Below are 14,863 nucleotides of genomic sequence, written 5' to 3'. Positions count from 1 at the left end.
GCTTTCCCGAAAAAAGCGGTGACTAGAAGCGGTAGCGCCCCTCAACATAAACCACCTTGGTCGGTTCGATGGTGGCGCGATAGCCACCGGCGTCCAGCGCCGAAGGCGAGCCGATACCGATGGTGGTTTCATCTGTCAGGTTGCGGCCTACCACTGCCAGGCTCCAGGTTTCGTCAACGTCGCTCAGTGCAATGCGGGCGTTGATCTTTTCTACAGATTCCTGAATGCCGCGCGGGTCCAGATCACCCGAGGTGAAATGCTCGCCCTTGTAGCTCAAATCTACACCCAGCTCCAGCATCAGGCTGTTGAACAGCGGTTGCGTGTAGGTGCCCGACACGGTGCCGGTCCACTCCGGGGTATGCTGGTTTTCCCGGCCTGTTAAATCACAGGTGCCGGTGTCGGGGTCTTCATTGGGCGCACCGCCGTAACAGGGGCCGTCGACGTAATCCAGCCATTCAAAATCCAGATAGGCCATCGACCCACTGAGCATAAAGTTTTCCGTCAGCAGCCAGCGTCCGTCGAGTTCAATACCCTGAGTTAACGCGCTGCCCGCATTGGTTACGGTGAAGCCGGCCACGCCGTCGAATACACTCACTTGCATGTCTTCGTATTCAACCCGGTAGACTGCAATGTTGAGCTCGGCTGCACCATCGGCCAGGCGCATCTTGGCGCCCAGCTCCCAGGCGTCGGCCAGTTCGTCTTCAAACTCGAAGTTGGTTGCCCCGCCGTTGGGGCCGGTGCCATCGTTGTTGTTGCGTGCATCGTAGCTGCCGGATTTTGCGCCGCGGGTGAAGCCGATATAGGTCATGATGTCGTCGGTAACGTCCCACTGCACATTCACTGAAGGCAGGGTGACTGCAACGTCGCGCTCGCCGCTCAGGGTGTGCTTGTTGATCAGCAGAGCATTAAGCACGGTGGCCGTAACCGGGTTGACGTCATTTTTTGTCCCCGGCTCGTAGACGTCGAAATCCCGGAAGCCGGTTTTTTCTTCGACCACATGGCGAACGCCCAGGGTGGTGCGCAGGTTGGATGTCCAGTTAAACGTTACCTGCACAAAGGCAGACCAGGCGTCGCTGTCGATACTGAAATCGCGGGCCAGATCGGCTTTTACATTTTCAACGGTGTTGATCGCACAGGCTCCAAAGTCCTGCAGAGCGCCATTGCGCACATTGAGCGGGGAAGATTCGTCGAACTGCAGCTCACTGGTTTGGTAAAAGGCACCGGCGATGTAATCGACAAAGCCACCGGTAGTCGAGGCAAAGCGAAATTCCTGGCTGAACTGGTCGTACTCTTCGAGGCCGAGCAGGGGCACAGTGTCAAAGCTGCTGGAATCGGCGTCGAACAGATCCTCGGATTCAAAGCCCGACCAGCCGCTGGTCATGGTGAGGGTGCCGGGTTCAAAATTCATGTCGACATTGAGTGTGTAGTTGTAGGTGTCGATCTCGGCAAACTCTTCCGCGTCGGTATTCTTGACGCGGTTAAGCTCTACATCTTCACCACTGCAGCCGGTCAGCGCACTGGCGTGGGTAAACTCAAAGGTGCGGCCGCGCTGCTCGCGGTTTGAGTGCTCTAGCTTCAGGTAGGCCTCGGTCCAGTCCAACGGATACCAGCCAAGGGTCAGGCGAGCGGCCTTTTCGTCGACGCCCGGCTCAACTCGTTTCAGGTTCTCGTTGTACATATAGCCGTCTTCACTGCGTTTACGGCCCGCCAGACGAAAACCAAAGGTGTCGGTGACCGGCACCGACACCATCGCGGAGTACTCTTCGCGGTCGTTGTCCCGTCCACGGGGAAAACCTACCAGGCCGCTAACCATACCTTCGAACTCGTCGCCGGGGCGGCCGGAGACAATGTTCAGGGCACCGGCAATGGCGTTTTTCCCGAATAGAATAGACTGCGGTCCGCGCAGTACTTCCACCCGCTCGATATCCATAAAGGCCGCGCGGGTCTGGTGGGGGCGACCCAGGTGAATACCGTCGGCGAAAATGCCCACCGACAGTTCAAAGCCCTGGTTGGAGCCGGAACCCACGCCGCGCATGTAGACGTTGGGAATCAAACCGCCCGGCACCAGTTTGAAATTGGGTGTGTACTCAGACAGGTCAGCCATATTGCTGATACCCGCTTTGTTCAGCTTCTCACCACTTACGGCAGAGACAGAGACGGGTACATCACTGAGAGATTCGGCCCGCTTCTGGGCGGTGACAACCACCTCCTCCAGTACAGGTTTGGCGTTGACGGTGGTGGCGATACCGGCGGCGGTGAGCATAAGCACCTGCGGCCAGCGATAGGCACGATTTGGCATGACGGCTCCATCGGTTGTTATTATTTTCGTGGTGTAGCGCATTTTTGTTTATTTTTTACCCGGTTTCTTACAGATTGTCCACGCACAGCCTGTATTTAGTCGGTAGAGTGAAGAAAACAGCTCAAAAAACGAGGACCTTATGCCGAGTTCGTTACGACTGAATATGACCGGTGCCGAGAGTGATCCGTCGGCCCGCTCTGCGCGCTACCAGGCCGCCATCGACATGGCCGACTATGCGGATAAACACGGTTTCGACTACATCAATGTCGAAGAACATCACTGCGCCCAGAATGGTTGGCTGCCCTCGCCCCTGACTATGGCTTCGGCCATCGCCGCACGCACCGAGAAAGCGGGCATCGGTATCATGGCGCTGCTGGTCTCTCTCTACGATCCGGTGCGGTTGGCGGAAGACCTTGCGGTGATTGACCTGATAAGTCGGGGGCGTCTCAGTTTTATTGCCGGGCTGGGATACCGGGAAATTGAATTTCACGCCCTCGACAAACCCTTTGCCGAGCGCGGCAAGTGGATGGACCACGTACTCGACACTTTGCTCAAGGCTTGGGGCGATGAGCCTTTCGAATACCGGGGCGAAATGATTACCGTCACCCCCAAACCCTACACCCGGCCTCACCCGATGTTTCTGGTCGGCGGCATGAGCAAGGTCGCGGCTCGCCGCGCCGCGCGTTTTGGTTTGCCGTTCTCGCCGCCCATGTACGACGCGGAGCTGGAAGCCTATTACTACGAACAGCTTAAAGCCCACGACAAAAAGGGTTTTATGGTAGCGCCGCCGCAGGATTTTTCACTGTGGTTTATCGACGAAAATCCCGATACTGCCTGGGCGGAAATCGGTCATCATTTTCTGAATGAAGTGCAGGAATACAACAGTTGGAAGCGCGCCGGTCTGGCCCGGCCCATGGAAATGCCCAGTGCGAGTGTCGAAGAAATTCGCGCCAGCGGCCGCTATGAAATTGTGACGCCGGAAGAGTGCATTGAACGAATGAAAGCCGACAAGCACAAAAACGCGGTGCTGCATCCGCTGGTGGGTGGTATGCCGCTGGAGCGGGGCTGGCGTTCGCTGGAATTGTATTGCAAGAAAGTCTTACCCGAAGTGGGGTAAGGAATAGGGTAGGGGGCATTTAGCCCCCCCAAGCCGTTATAAATTTTTAACCCCCCGCTAGCTTTTCATGGCGGCTTTGACGGCGTCCGCTGTAATCGGCAGGTCCCTTACCCTGGCGCCCACCGCGTTGAAAATGGCATTGCCAATGGCCGGCGCTACCGCTATCAGTCCGGGCTCACCGAGTCCTACAGGAAACTCAGTGTTCTCAACAAAACTGATATCCAGCTCCGGGACATCTTTCATTCGCAGCGGGCTGTAGGTATTCAGGTTGTTGTCCGCCACTTGCCCGTTCTTGATCCTGGTGCCTTCATGCAGCGCCAGGCTCAAGCCCCAGAGCATGGCACCTTCGGTTTGCGCCAGCGCGCCGTCCGGGTGCACTACCGTGCCGCAATCCATAACGGTGGTGAGCTTTTTAACCGTCACCTGACCGTTATCCCGGTTGACCTTCACATGGGCAACGCAGGCGCTCCAGGTTGGCATGGTGCGCTCCTGCCCTCCGGCAACAGCAACGCCCAAGCCTTCGTTGTCGGGCAGCTTGCGGCCCCAGCCGGATTGTTTTTTCACTTCCTTTAGAACATGAGCCAGACGCTTGGCGCCGCCCACCGCCTCCGGTGCTTTGCCCGCGTTTTTCCCCTTGGCATCCAACAGGCTCAGACGAAAAGCGACCGGATCGGCATTCTGCTTGTGCGCCACTTCATCCATAAAGGATTCCACGCCCCAGCCTATCCAGCCGGGGCCAACCGCACGCAACCAACCGGGTACAAAGGTTTTCTGAGCCAGAGGGTTGTTGATGGCGCGCACCCGATGATTGGGCAGGGTGTACCAGTGGTCTGCGCCGCTGATGGAGAAGGTATCGATCTTGCCCTTGCCGTCGACACCGTCAATCAGAAAGGCGGGGGCCATGGTCTTGGTGGGCCAGCCGGCCGCCGCGGCATGTTCAATGCCCTGCAGCTTTTGTTTGCTGTCCCAGTAGGCCCAGAAGTGCTGCACCGACGGCGAACGAATACAATCGAAACGGGAATCGTCTTCGCGGGTAAAGACCAGTTTTACCGGCTTGTTAACCGCCTTTGCGGTCAGCGCCGCCGGCAACATATAGTCGCCCGCCAGACGCCGCCCGAAACCACCGCCCAGGTAATGCTGGTGAATAATGACCTTGTCTTCACTCAGGCCAACCGACTTTGCCACCACGGGCAAAAACAGCGACTGCCACTGGTTACCGGTATACACATGGCAAATGCCGTCTTTGAATTCCACCGTGGCATTAACCGGCTCCAGCGCAAAGTGCAGGGCAGAGGCTGTGCGGTAACGGCCTTCCAATGATGAAGCCGCCTGCTGCGCAGCCGCGTCGATATCGCCGTGTTCAACAAACAGCGCACCGGCAGATTTATCGGCCACCAGCTTTTCGCCTTCGGCTATCAGATCGTCTTCGCTCACATTGGCGGTATCGCCTTTTTGATACTGCACTTTGAGCTGGTCGGCTGCCTTGATAGCGCCATAGTAGGTATCGGCCAGCACCGTTACCCAGCCCTGCAGAACCTCGCTGGGGTCTTTCAGCACTTCATAGCCCAGATAACCCTTAACCTTTTTCGCGCGGCTGTCGTCAACGCTTTTCACCACAGAGCCATAGCGGGTGGGCGGCACCAGCGGTCTGGCGTAGACCATTCCCTCCAGCTCCACGTCAATGCCGTAACGGGCCTCGCCGTTGGTTTTCGGGGGAATGTCCAGCGCCTTGCCGGGCTTGGCAATCAGGTCGCGTTGCGCCGGTTTTTTCGGTTTGAACTTCGCCAGCGCTTCGGCGGAATAGGTTTTATCAATCTTGCCGCGTTTGACCACCTCGGCAAAATCGATGCGTTTATTGCCGCAAACTACCTGGCTTTCGCGGGTTTTACAGCGCTCGGGTTTAACGCCCAACAGCGCTGCACCGGCCTCGATAATAGCCTCGCGGCCCGCCGCGCCCGCCTGCGACATCGGCAGGTAAGACTGGAACACCGACCAGGAACCGCCGGTCACCATATAGCCCCATTTGGGGTCCGTATCCACGTGTTTAAAGTGAACACGATTCCAGTCAGCGCCCAGTTCGTCGGCGACAATGCGCGCCAGCGCAGTGCCCACATGCTGGCCCATTTCCGCGCGGATAACATTCACCAGTATGTCGCCCTGCGTGTCTATCTGAAACCAGATCGTCGGGCTGAACAGTTTCTGTTCAATCTTTTCAGAGGCCAGCAGCGAGCCGTAGCGGGTAAAGGCCGGAGCAAAGGCCATCACCAGCCCGGCACTCACGGAGCCAACCAGAAACTGGCGGCGGCTGTGTTCAATGCGTTCGGTTTTATTGACGCGTGTCATCTCAGCCCACCTCCTGCTCGGTTATTTGCCCGGTCACGCCGACTACTGCAGCGCGGTTCGGATCGTAAACCTGCACCGTGCCGTCAGTCTGTGCGGCGGCCTGCTTGATGGCGGATTTGATGCGGACATAGGCCATGCAGCGGCACAGGTTGCCGGACATCTGCTGCACAATGTCGTCGTCCGAGGGGCTCGCCTTGTTTGCCAGTAGCGCCGCTGCCTGCATGATCTGGCCTGACTGGCAGTAGCCACACTGGGGCACCTGTTGCTCTACCCAGGCCTGCTGCAGGGGATGGCTGTTTTCCAGTCCTTCAATGGTGCGCACGTCACCGCCTTCGGCCGCGCTCAGCGGCATGGAGCAGGAGCGTATAGGGCTGCCGTTAAGATGCACTGTACAGGCGCCACACATGGCAATACCGCAGCCAAACTTGGTGCCTTTGAGATTGAATTCATCGCGAATCACCCATAGGAGGGGTGTATCGGGTGGCGCGTCAGTAGAAACCTTTTCTCCATTGAGCGTTAAGGTGGTCATTAAACTATCCCCCTGAAAGCTGGATCTGGCGTTATGAATTACCAGTGTAGCAAGTGCACTGGAGTTTGCTTGTGCAGCGCCTTAGCGTTGAAGGCTACCCAATCAGGCGCTATTGCCTGAAAAGCGCAGGGCACAAGAAGATGAGGGTAAGGACAAGAAGAGGGGGCAAAAGGTGGTAATTTTACCCATCTTGGCAGGGCTGTTCGCGGCATAAGTTTCCGGCCGCGAAACCGCCCCCGCCCCTCACGTTGGCTGCGCTGAGTGATTAGCGCAAATCAAAACGGTCCAGGTTCATCACCTTGTCCCAGGCTGCTACAAAGTCCTTCACAAACTTCTCTTTGGCATCGGCGCTGGCATACACCTCGGCAAGCGCCCGCAGTTGGGAGTTGGAGCCAAACACCAGATCAACCCGGGTGCCGGTGAACGTGAGTTTGCCGGTTTTGCGGTTGTAGCCCTCGTACACATCCGGGTCGTCCGCGCTCGGCTTCCACTCGGTGCCCATATCCAACAACTTCACAAAAAAGTCGTTGGACAGCGTGCCTTTCTTGCTACTGAACACACCGTGTTTGCTGCGGTCGGCATTCGCTCCGAGCATGCGCATCCCGCCTACCAGCACGGTCATCTCGGGGGCGGTCAGGGTGAGCAGTTGAGCGCGGTCAATCAGCATGGCTTCGGCGTTAACCGAGTACTTGCCGTGCTGATAGTTGCGGAAGCCATCGGCGATCGGCTCCAGATGAGAAAACGACTCGACATCGGTTTGCTCCTGAGAGGCATCCATTCGCCCCGGGGTAAACGGCACCTTGACCTTCACGCCCGCCTTTTCAGCGGCGTGCTCTACTGCGGCGCAACCGCCCAGCACAATCAGGTCAGCGAGCGACACTCGCTTGCCGCCCTTGGCCTTTTTATTGAAGTCAGCCTGAATGCCTTCCAGCACCTTGAGCACTTTGGCCAATTGCTTGGGCTGGTTTACTTGCCAGTCCTTTTGCGGCGCCAGGCGGATGCGCGCGCCGTTGGCGCCGCCGCGCTTGTCGGAGCCGCGGAAGGTTGACGCCGAGCCCCAGGCTGCGGACACCAGCTGCGACACCGTGAGCTTCGAGCCGAGAATTTTCTTTTTCAGGTCGGCAATATCCTTTTTGCTCGCGAGTTTGTGGTTGAGCTTGGGAATCGGGTCCTGCCAGATCAGCTCTTTTTTGGGCACTTCCGGGCCCAGATAGCGGGCGCGCGGACCCATATCGCGATGGGTCAGTTTGAACCAGGCTCTGGCAAAGGCATCGGCAAAGGCTTTTGGGTCTTCCAGAAAACGCCGGGAAATTTTTTCAAATTCCGGGTCAAAGCGCAGTGTCAGATCCGTGGTCAGCATGGTGGGTTTGTGCTTCTTCTTCGGATCGTGCGCATCGGGGATGATGGCGGGCGCATCTTTGGCTACCCACTGAATCGCACCGGCCGGCGATTTGGTCTGCTCCCATTCAAAGTTGAACAGGTTCTCGAAGAAGTTGTTGCTCCACTTGGCCGGGGTTTTGGTCCAGGTCACTTCCAGGCCGCTGGAGACGGTATCGGCGCCGTGGCCAGTGCCGTAATCGCTGCTCCAGCCGAAGCCCTGCTGCTCCAGGCCGGCGGCTTCCGGTTCCGGCCCTTTGTGGGCTTCCGGTGCCGCGCCGTGACATTTGCCAAAGGTGTGGCCACCGGCGATCAGCGCCACGGTTTCCTCATCGTCCATGGCCATACGACCAAAGGTAATGCGAATGTCTTTTGCGGCGGCCAGATAATCGCCGCTGCCGTCGGGGCCTTCGGGGTTCACGTAGATCAGGCCCATATGGGTCGCGCCGAAGGGCTCCTTAAGATCGCGGTCACCGCTGAATCGCTTGTCTACACCCAGCCATTCAATTTCGGAGCCCCAGTTCACATCTTCGTCGGGCTCCCACACGTCGGCGCGGCCGCCGGCAAAGCCGAGGGTTTTGAAGCCCATCGATTCCAGCGCCACATTGCCCGCCAGAATCATCAGGTCCGCCCAGGATATTTTATTGCCGTACTTTTGCTTGATCGGCCATAGCAGGCGCCGTGACTTGTCGATATTCACGTTGTCGGGCCAGCTGTTGAGCGGGGCAAAGCGCTGCTGTCCGCGCCCGCCGCCACCGCGCCCGTCGGCGACCCGGTAGGTGCCGGCCGCGTGCCAGGCCATGCGGATAAACTGCGGGCCATAATGGCCGAAGTCTGCCGGCCACCAGGGCTGCGAATCGGTCATCAGTTTGGTCAGGTCTTTTTTCAGGGCTTTGTAGTCGAGCTTCTTGAAGGCCTTGGCGTAATCAAAGTCCTCGCCCATCGGGTCAGACTTTTCGGAATGCTGGTGCAACAATTCAAGGCGCAACTGATTGGGCCACCAATCGCGGTTGGTTTGTCCCACGCCAGCGGTGTGATTGAACGGGCATTTACTTTCTTCAGCCATTTTATTTTCTCCAACACGGGGGTTTGTGGTTGCCGGCGCAGCATCAACCAGCACTCGCTACCTTTCTGCGTAATACGAGTCTAGTTCAACATTCGCGGCATGGACCAAAACTGAATCGCACTAAACGACGACAACCTTATTTCGGTGTTTACGCGAAAAGCGGGCTCGCCGATGACCCTTTATTACGGTCGCGGGTGGCAGGTGCCGTGCCTGTCCTATACTTTCTTTAGTGTTCTCTCCTGAACACCTTCTGATAAGTAGGCAGGGTGATATGCAGGGCGACGGTAAATCACGTTGGCAATTTGATAGTGCGTCGGCGCGGGGGCTGGAGTCTTATGCCAGCAGCTTCCCTGAGCGCGCTGTCCTTGCGGAGTTAGAGGACCTGCAGCAGCAGCTCAAGCGCGTTCAGCGCCGGTTCTGGGCGAGCGGAGAGGCGGCACTGCTTGTGATCTTTCAGGGTCTCGATACCAGCGGCAAGGACGGCTGCATCCGGGCAGCAGGCGGGGGCATGGACCCTATGGGGTTTCGCGCCATTGGTTTCGGCGTACCTTCGTCGCGGGAGCGGGCCCACGACTTTCTGTGGCGGGCACAGCCGCATTTACCGGCTCTGGGGCAGGTGACCCTGATGAACCGCAGTTACTACGAGGCGGTTCTGGCAGAGCGGGTGCTGGCTGACGACAATCCGAACATTAGTTGTGATTGGGCCGCGCGCTATCAGTCGATACGTGATTTTGAAGCACACCTGGCGCGCAGCGGCACCCGGGTACTCAAGCTCTGGTTGCATGTAGGGCGTCAGGAGCAGGTGAAAAGGTTAAAGAAGCGGCTGACAGACCCGGAGAAGCAGTGGAAATTCCACCCCGCCGACATTGACAGCTGGCGCCACAGGGCCCGCTATCTGGACTATGCCACCGAGGCGATTAGCAACACCCATACCGATGAAGTCTCCTGGCACATTTTGCCTGCAGACGACAAAGCACTCTGTCGTCGCGCCGTGTGCAAGCTTGTGCTGGACGTCATGGAAGCAGAGACCGGCCCCTTTCCGTCGGCGGCCCCGGCGGTTTTGAAGTGCTATCTGGATGAGCTGGAGCGACGATGAGTTTTTCTATTGATTGGGGCTTGCTGGTGTCCGGGCTCGGCCTGTTCATGCTGGGCATGTTCTTCCTAGAAAAGTCGTTAAAGTCGCTTCTGAATCGGGCGGTCATTCAGTCCCTGCGCAGTGCAACGGCGAGTTTGTGGCTGGCGATACCGCTCGGCGTTTTGCTGACTGCCTTGCTGCAAAGCAGCTCTTTGCTGGGTTTGTTAGTACTTGCTTTTGTGGCCGCTGGCGTGATGCCCATGCGCAATGCGCTGGGCGTCATTCTGGGAGCAAATCTCGGCACCACCATGACCGGTTGGCTGGTGACCTGGCTGGGTTTCAAGCTGGATCTCGTTAGTCTGGCACTGCCGCTGATGGGTATCGGTGCGCTTCTAAAAGTCTGGCTGGAAGGGCGTCTGCGCTGGGAAAGTCTGGGGCATCTGTTGCTGGGCTTGGGCTTGCTGCTGTTCGGGCTTGATGCCATGAAAACGGGGGTGGAAGATCTTGCCAGAAATACCGATCTCAGTTTTCTGGTGGGCTGGTCAGCCATCTGGTTTTTGGGCTTGGGGGTGCTGCTGGCAGCGGTGATCCAGTCTTCGTCGGCGGTCGTGATGCTGGTGTTATCGGCCCTGCACGCCGGCCTGCTAGGTTTTCCCGAGGCGGCTGCGATGGTGATCGGTGCCGACCTCGGCACCACCAGCACCATGCTGCTGGCGGGTACCTCGGGGGCCGCGGTAAAGCGGCAGGTTTCGATGTTCCATTTGATCTACAACGCCTTGACCGCTGTCTTTGCCTTTCTCGTCATGTTGCCGCTGGCACCTGCCGTTTATGAATACTTTGCGGTAAGCGATAACCTCTTGCAGCTGGTTATCTTTCACAGCAGCTTTAATTTCTTCGGCATTTTTCTGGTGCTGCCCATCATCCGCCAGCTCGCCGATTGGCTGGAAAACAATATCGGGCAAAAACATCAGCTCACCACTTACCTTCACAAGGTGCCAGTGTCGGTGCCGGAGGCGGCGGTGGTCGCGCTGCGCCAGGAAACCGGGTTATTGCTGGCCCGATCCTTTCAGTTACTGGGCCAGGCCTACCACAGCCCAATGCAGTTCTACGCCAGTCAGAGCGAGCCATTGAAGCCATTGGGCAGGGGCATGGCGGTTTATCTGGATCATTACGAGGAATTGAAGCGTCTCGAAGCCGAGATTGTGGCTTATGCAAACCGGCTGGAAGGCTTGCCGTCAGAGCACCGCGACCATGTTGAAGCCTTGCTGGCGACCGTGCGCAAAGCAATCTATGCGACCAAGGCCATCAAGGATGTGCAGGACGATATGGGGCCACTCTGGAGCGACCTTAGCCCGGATGCCAAGGCGCTGCGCGAAGCCCTGAAGCAGCGGATCGAGCATCTGCTGGCAATGGGTCAACAGGCACTTGCCGGTGACCTCACTGAGGGAATGCTGGAACAAGAGGACGCCGTCCATCGCAGGGAAATGCAGCGCTTTAACGACGAGGCCTATGACTCAAAAGGCGTTGAAGGCGTCAGCTTTTCCAGCCTGATGAATATTATTCGCGAAACGGACGAGTGTGGTCGCGAGCTGCTGCGCGTGTTTGGCACCTACCCGGTTGCTGGTTTGCAGGACCTCCCGTCGCCCCCCGGTATAGAGGCCCCAGCGGCCTGACCTGGGGCTGGCGCCATTGGGGCCGAAAAATCGTATTTGGGGCCACGTAATTGGGGCCAAAAAACGCTGCCCAAGCAATCAGAAAATTAGGCTTGTTCCAGCGACTGACTGCCTGAGCGAACCCGATAGGCTGCCGCCTTTTCTTCACTGTCGTTTTCGCGGTCAAAGATTGTCGCTACGTGATACCAGGTTGCACTGCAGGCGTCGGTTGTGACATCCAGAATCATGTAACCTCGCCGACTCAGATTGCTGTACTTGATATGCGGGTTGTAGGCTTTGAGTGTCTCCTCGGCTGCGGTGATCCCGATATCAGCCGGTATGACCGCCTCTAGTCCCGGCGACGTTATTGAAGGTGTGACAAACTCCACGCCGTACTTGGGCCCTTGCAGGCTAACCAGCGGTTCAACACCGGGATTGGTGTTAAGCGCCGCGGAATTCAAAATCAGCGGCTGCTGTAATTCCATTGCCCAGGAGGTGTGAATATCTCCGGTCAGCACCACCAGATTGTCGATCTTGTTACTCTCGACAAAATCCCAGATGACCTGCCGGCTGGCCGCATAGCCGTCCCAGCCATCGGTGTTCAGCACGTTGATCCACTCGGGCGACACTGGCCCACCCGGCGGTGAGTCGGGCTGCTCTGCCAGCAGCGGCGGACCCTGAAAGGGCGCCATCATCACCTGCTGACCAATCACCTTCCATTGGCGCGACTGAGCTTGCGCTGCGCCAAGCCGCTGCAGGAGCCATGCCTCCTGCAGTGGGCTGATCAATCGGCGGGTGGCGTTATTGAAATCTTCGTGCACGATGTCTGGTTGCTGGTGACGACCACCAATGCGTGTATCCAGCATCATTAATTCCATCAATGAACCAAACACGAAGCTACGATAGATCTGCGGATTAAAGGGGTCTTCAATATCAGCGATGGGCATCCACTCGTTGTAGGCCTGGACACCATTGGCCTTGCGCTGCTCCCACTCGCCCTCGCCGCCGTTGTGATTTACTGCACCGCCATCGGGGCCACGTCCATCCGGATCCCAACTGTTATCGGTGGTTTCGTGATCGTCCCAGGTCGTGATAAAGGCATAGCGCGCGTGCAGCATTTGCAGGTCAGTATCTTCACGATAGCGCCGGTAGCGTGCGCGGTAGTCTTCCAGTGTGACGATTTCCTTGCGATTGTCTTCCGCGTATAGCCGGCCCTGATCAAGCACCTCTCGATTGCCATACTCATCTTCACGATATTCATAAATGTAATCGCCAAGGTGCAGCACGTAGTCGAGGTCATCGCGGCGGGCGACATTGCGGTAGGCGACGAAAAAACCGTGGGGATAGCTGGAGCAGGAAACCACCGCAAATTTGAGCTTCGCCACGGCAGCCGTTTTAGCCGGCAGCGTCCGCCCGCGCCCGGTCAACGAAAAATGTTTCAGGCCGTCCGTGCTGGAGACTTGCGCAAATCGGTAGTAATAAACGGTATCGGATACCAGCCCACTAACCGTCAGTTTGACGGTGCCGCCAGCCAGAGGCACCTGTGTGCCGGCTGCTGCAATCTCATTAAAAAACGGATCGGTGGACACCTCCCAGTGCACGGCCGAGGTCTCGTTGCCTTCAACGCGCGTCCAGATAATAAGCGACTGGGCGCCTGGGTCACCGCTGGCAACTGCCTGTTGAAAGGGCGACGAAGCCAGGGATGCGATCCCGGCAAAGCCCTGAGGTAGACCGTCAATACCGGTGTATTCCAGTTCAAATGCGCCGCCTGCGCCGAGCCTCATGGTGTAGCCATAGGCATTGCGCCACTGGCCTACAATATCGTCACTGCTACCGGCAAGCCGAACCCATTGCAGCAAGCGCTCGCGGGCCCCGTCCCGGTGTAGCCAGAACATGGCATCATCCATAATGCCACGCACCGCAAGGCTGAAGTCATCGCCAATCTGGGGTGAGGTACCGCTTGGGAACTGCGATTCACTGATCTGGATAATCAGTGTTCGGGTTGCATCGTCGTACTGATAGCTGCCGCTGGCGAAATAGTGTATTTCATCGGGAAATTCATCATCTGTCGCACCAGAGGGCGCAGGACTGGAAGACCCAGAGCCATTACAACCGGCGAGTGTCACGACACTTGCCAGGCCCATTCGAGAAATAAAATTACGCCGCTGAATGTCAGCCATACCGCCACACCGAATAATAGTGGCGGAGAATGTACTAAAGGGGTGTTACAAAATTGTTGCCATAGCGCGACGAAGAGCGAGAGCTTATGCAGCATTTGAATAGCGCTGTATTCCCTTGCGGTAAACGTTAATCTGTATAGCGGGGCTTTATAATCAGAGCTAAGAAGGGGTAAAAAAGGCCCTCAAATCAACAGATCAACCCTAAAACTGGCCGAATAAGACGAGCTTGGCATGACCTCTAACAGACCTCTATTCGATGCGTATCCGCAGTTAAAAGATGCCCTGCCTTGGCAGCAGTTGGCGGATTTGCCGACACCGGTCGAGGCATTGGCCAATGTCGGCGCAAACGCATGGATAAAACGGGATGACCTTTCCCATGCCGTGTACGGCGGAAATAAAATCCGCAAACTGGAATTTATTCTGGCCGAGGTCATGGCCCAGGGTAGAGAACACGTGGTCACCTTTGGCGCCACCGGAACCAACCACGGTGTTGCCACCGCCATGCTCTGCCAGCAACTGGGTCTGCGCTGCACGGTCCTTTTGTTTGACCAGCCGGAGTCAAACACTGTGCGCGACAATTTACAGCGAATGAAAAAATTTGGTGCCGAGCTCAAGTTTTGTGGCTCGCTGGCCCATACCGTTATGCGCTTCTACGGTCATCCCTTACGCCTCTCGCGAAAGCACTATTTCCTGTTTGCCGGTGGCTCCAATATTGCGGGCACGCTTGGCTTTATCAACGCGGCGTTTGAATTGCGCCAACAAATCGAGCAGGGGCAGTGCCCGATGCCCGATAAAATCGTTGTTCCTGTTGGCTCGGCGGCGACGGTTGCCGGTTTGACGATTGGCGCGGCAATCGCCGGGCTCAGAACCGACATTGTCGGAATCCGGGTTGCGCCCTCACACCTCGGTCCGATTCCCACCTGCACGGTTGCCACCGTTGGTCAGCTGATGAAGCGAACCTGCCGATGGTTGTCTCGCAATAAGATCGCTCTGCCGCCGATACCGCCGCCCACGCTGATCGACACCTACTACGGCGAAGGCTACGGCGTGCGCACTGAGGAAGGGGATCGGGCCACCGCAAAGTTTGCTGACTGCGGTATTACGCTGGATCAAACCTATACCGCCAAAGCGGCGGCGGCCTATTTGGATTCGATAATCGAGTCCTCAGAAGCCCAGTTGTATTGGCATACCTACAATTCACGTCCTGTCTAGCTGAAATAACAAC

General features: G+C 57.5%; 9 protein-coding genes. 4 read left to right on the top strand and 5 right to left on the bottom strand.

Annotated elements, in window-relative coordinates; all coding sequences use genetic code 11:
- Positions 1-22: 22 nt before the first annotated feature.
- On the bottom strand, positions 23-2,299 hold the full coding sequence (locus ABY734_RS00625) for a TonB-dependent receptor (RefSeq protein WP_372777016.1): 2,277 nt from the start codon (positions 2,297-2,299) through the stop codon (positions 23-25).
- Between the two features lie 139 nt (positions 2,300-2,438).
- On the opposite strand from ABY734_RS00625, the gene ABY734_RS00620 reads away from it, so the two are divergent.
- Positions 2,439-3,416 carry an LLM class flavin-dependent oxidoreductase gene (locus tag ABY734_RS00620; protein WP_372777015.1) on the top strand — a complete coding sequence of 326 codons (978 nt, stop codon included), beginning with the start codon at positions 2,439-2,441 and terminating at the stop codon, positions 3,414-3,416.
- A 57-nt stretch (positions 3,417-3,473) separates the two neighbouring features.
- Here the strand turns inward: ABY734_RS00620 and ABY734_RS00615 are convergent, their stop codons facing one another.
- The 3 genes from ABY734_RS00615 to katG form a co-directional block, all read right to left on the bottom strand.
- On the bottom strand, positions 3,474-5,759 hold the full coding sequence (locus tag ABY734_RS00615) for a molybdopterin cofactor-binding domain-containing protein (protein ID WP_372777014.1): 2,286 nt from the start codon (positions 5,757-5,759) through the stop codon (positions 3,474-3,476).
- 1 nt (position 5,760) lies between these two features.
- On the bottom strand, positions 5,761-6,288 hold the full coding sequence (locus tag ABY734_RS00610) for a (2Fe-2S)-binding protein (protein WP_372777013.1): 528 nt from the start codon (positions 6,286-6,288) through the stop codon (positions 5,761-5,763).
- 265 nt (positions 6,289-6,553) lie between these two features.
- Complete coding sequence (gene katG / locus ABY734_RS00605) at positions 6,554-8,731, bottom strand: catalase/peroxidase HPI (protein ID WP_372777012.1); 2,178 nt, start codon at positions 8,729-8,731, stop codon at positions 6,554-6,556.
- Positions 8,732-9,002: 271 nt separating this feature from the next.
- Between katG and ABY734_RS00600 the strand changes: the two genes are divergently transcribed.
- Positions 9,003-9,827 (top strand): polyphosphate kinase 2 family protein, encoded by an 825-nt coding sequence (locus ABY734_RS00600; protein WP_372777011.1) that lies wholly within the window; start codon positions 9,003-9,005, stop codon positions 9,825-9,827.
- Positions 9,824-11,479: a Na/Pi cotransporter family protein gene (locus ABY734_RS00595; protein ID WP_372777010.1), complete on the top strand. Its 1,656-nt coding sequence runs from the start codon at positions 9,824-9,826 to the stop codon at positions 11,477-11,479. Before ABY734_RS00600 ends, ABY734_RS00595 begins: the two co-directional genes overlap by 4 nt.
- A gap of 86 nt (positions 11,480-11,565) precedes the next feature.
- Here the strand turns inward: ABY734_RS00595 and ABY734_RS00590 are convergent, their stop codons facing one another.
- Complete coding sequence (locus tag ABY734_RS00590; protein WP_372777009.1) at positions 11,566-13,638, bottom strand: alkaline phosphatase; 2,073 nt, start codon at positions 13,636-13,638, stop codon at positions 11,566-11,568.
- 231 nt (positions 13,639-13,869) lie between these two features.
- On the opposite strand from ABY734_RS00590, the gene ABY734_RS00585 reads away from it, so the two are divergent.
- Complete coding sequence (locus ABY734_RS00585) at positions 13,870-14,850, top strand: 1-aminocyclopropane-1-carboxylate deaminase/D-cysteine desulfhydrase (RefSeq protein ID WP_372777008.1); 981 nt, start codon at positions 13,870-13,872, stop codon at positions 14,848-14,850.
- Positions 14,851-14,863 lie beyond the last annotated feature (13 nt).

Origin of the sequence: Litorivivens sp. (assembly GCF_041624475.1) — a bacterium.
Taxonomy (GTDB): Bacteria; Pseudomonadota; Gammaproteobacteria; order Pseudomonadales; family Spongiibacteraceae; genus Litorivivens.
Note: the sequence above shows the minus strand (reverse complement) of the source record. Positions and strands in the feature narration are given on the sequence as shown.

Bases quoted from the DNA above. Each gene is read 5' to 3' on its own strand.
- ABY734_RS00585 (WP_372777008.1), top strand. From the start codon at position 13,870: ATGACCTCTAACAGACCTCTATTCGATGCGTATCCGCAGTTAAAAGAT.
- ABY734_RS00610 (WP_372777013.1), bottom strand. From the start codon at position 6,288: ATGACCACCTTAACGCTCAATGGAGAAAAGGTTTCTACTGACGCGCCA.
- ABY734_RS00620 (WP_372777015.1), top strand. From the start codon at position 2,439: ATGCCGAGTTCGTTACGACTGAATATGACCGGTGCCGAGAGTGATCCG.
- katG (WP_372777012.1), bottom strand. From the start codon at position 8,731: ATGGCTGAAGAAAGTAAATGCCCGTTCAATCACACCGCTGGCGTGGGA.
- ABY734_RS00625 (WP_372777016.1), bottom strand. From the start codon at position 2,299: ATGCCAAATCGTGCCTATCGCTGGCCGCAGGTGCTTATGCTCACCGCC.
- ABY734_RS00600 (WP_372777011.1), top strand. From the start codon at position 9,003: ATGCAGGGCGACGGTAAATCACGTTGGCAATTTGATAGTGCGTCGGCG.
- ABY734_RS00595 (WP_372777010.1), top strand. From the start codon at position 9,824: ATGAGTTTTTCTATTGATTGGGGCTTGCTGGTGTCCGGGCTCGGCCTG.
- ABY734_RS00590 (WP_372777009.1), bottom strand. From the start codon at position 13,638: ATGGCTGACATTCAGCGGCGTAATTTTATTTCTCGAATGGGCCTGGCA.
- ABY734_RS00615 (WP_372777014.1), bottom strand. From the start codon at position 5,759: ATGACACGCGTCAATAAAACCGAACGCATTGAACACAGCCGCCGCCAG.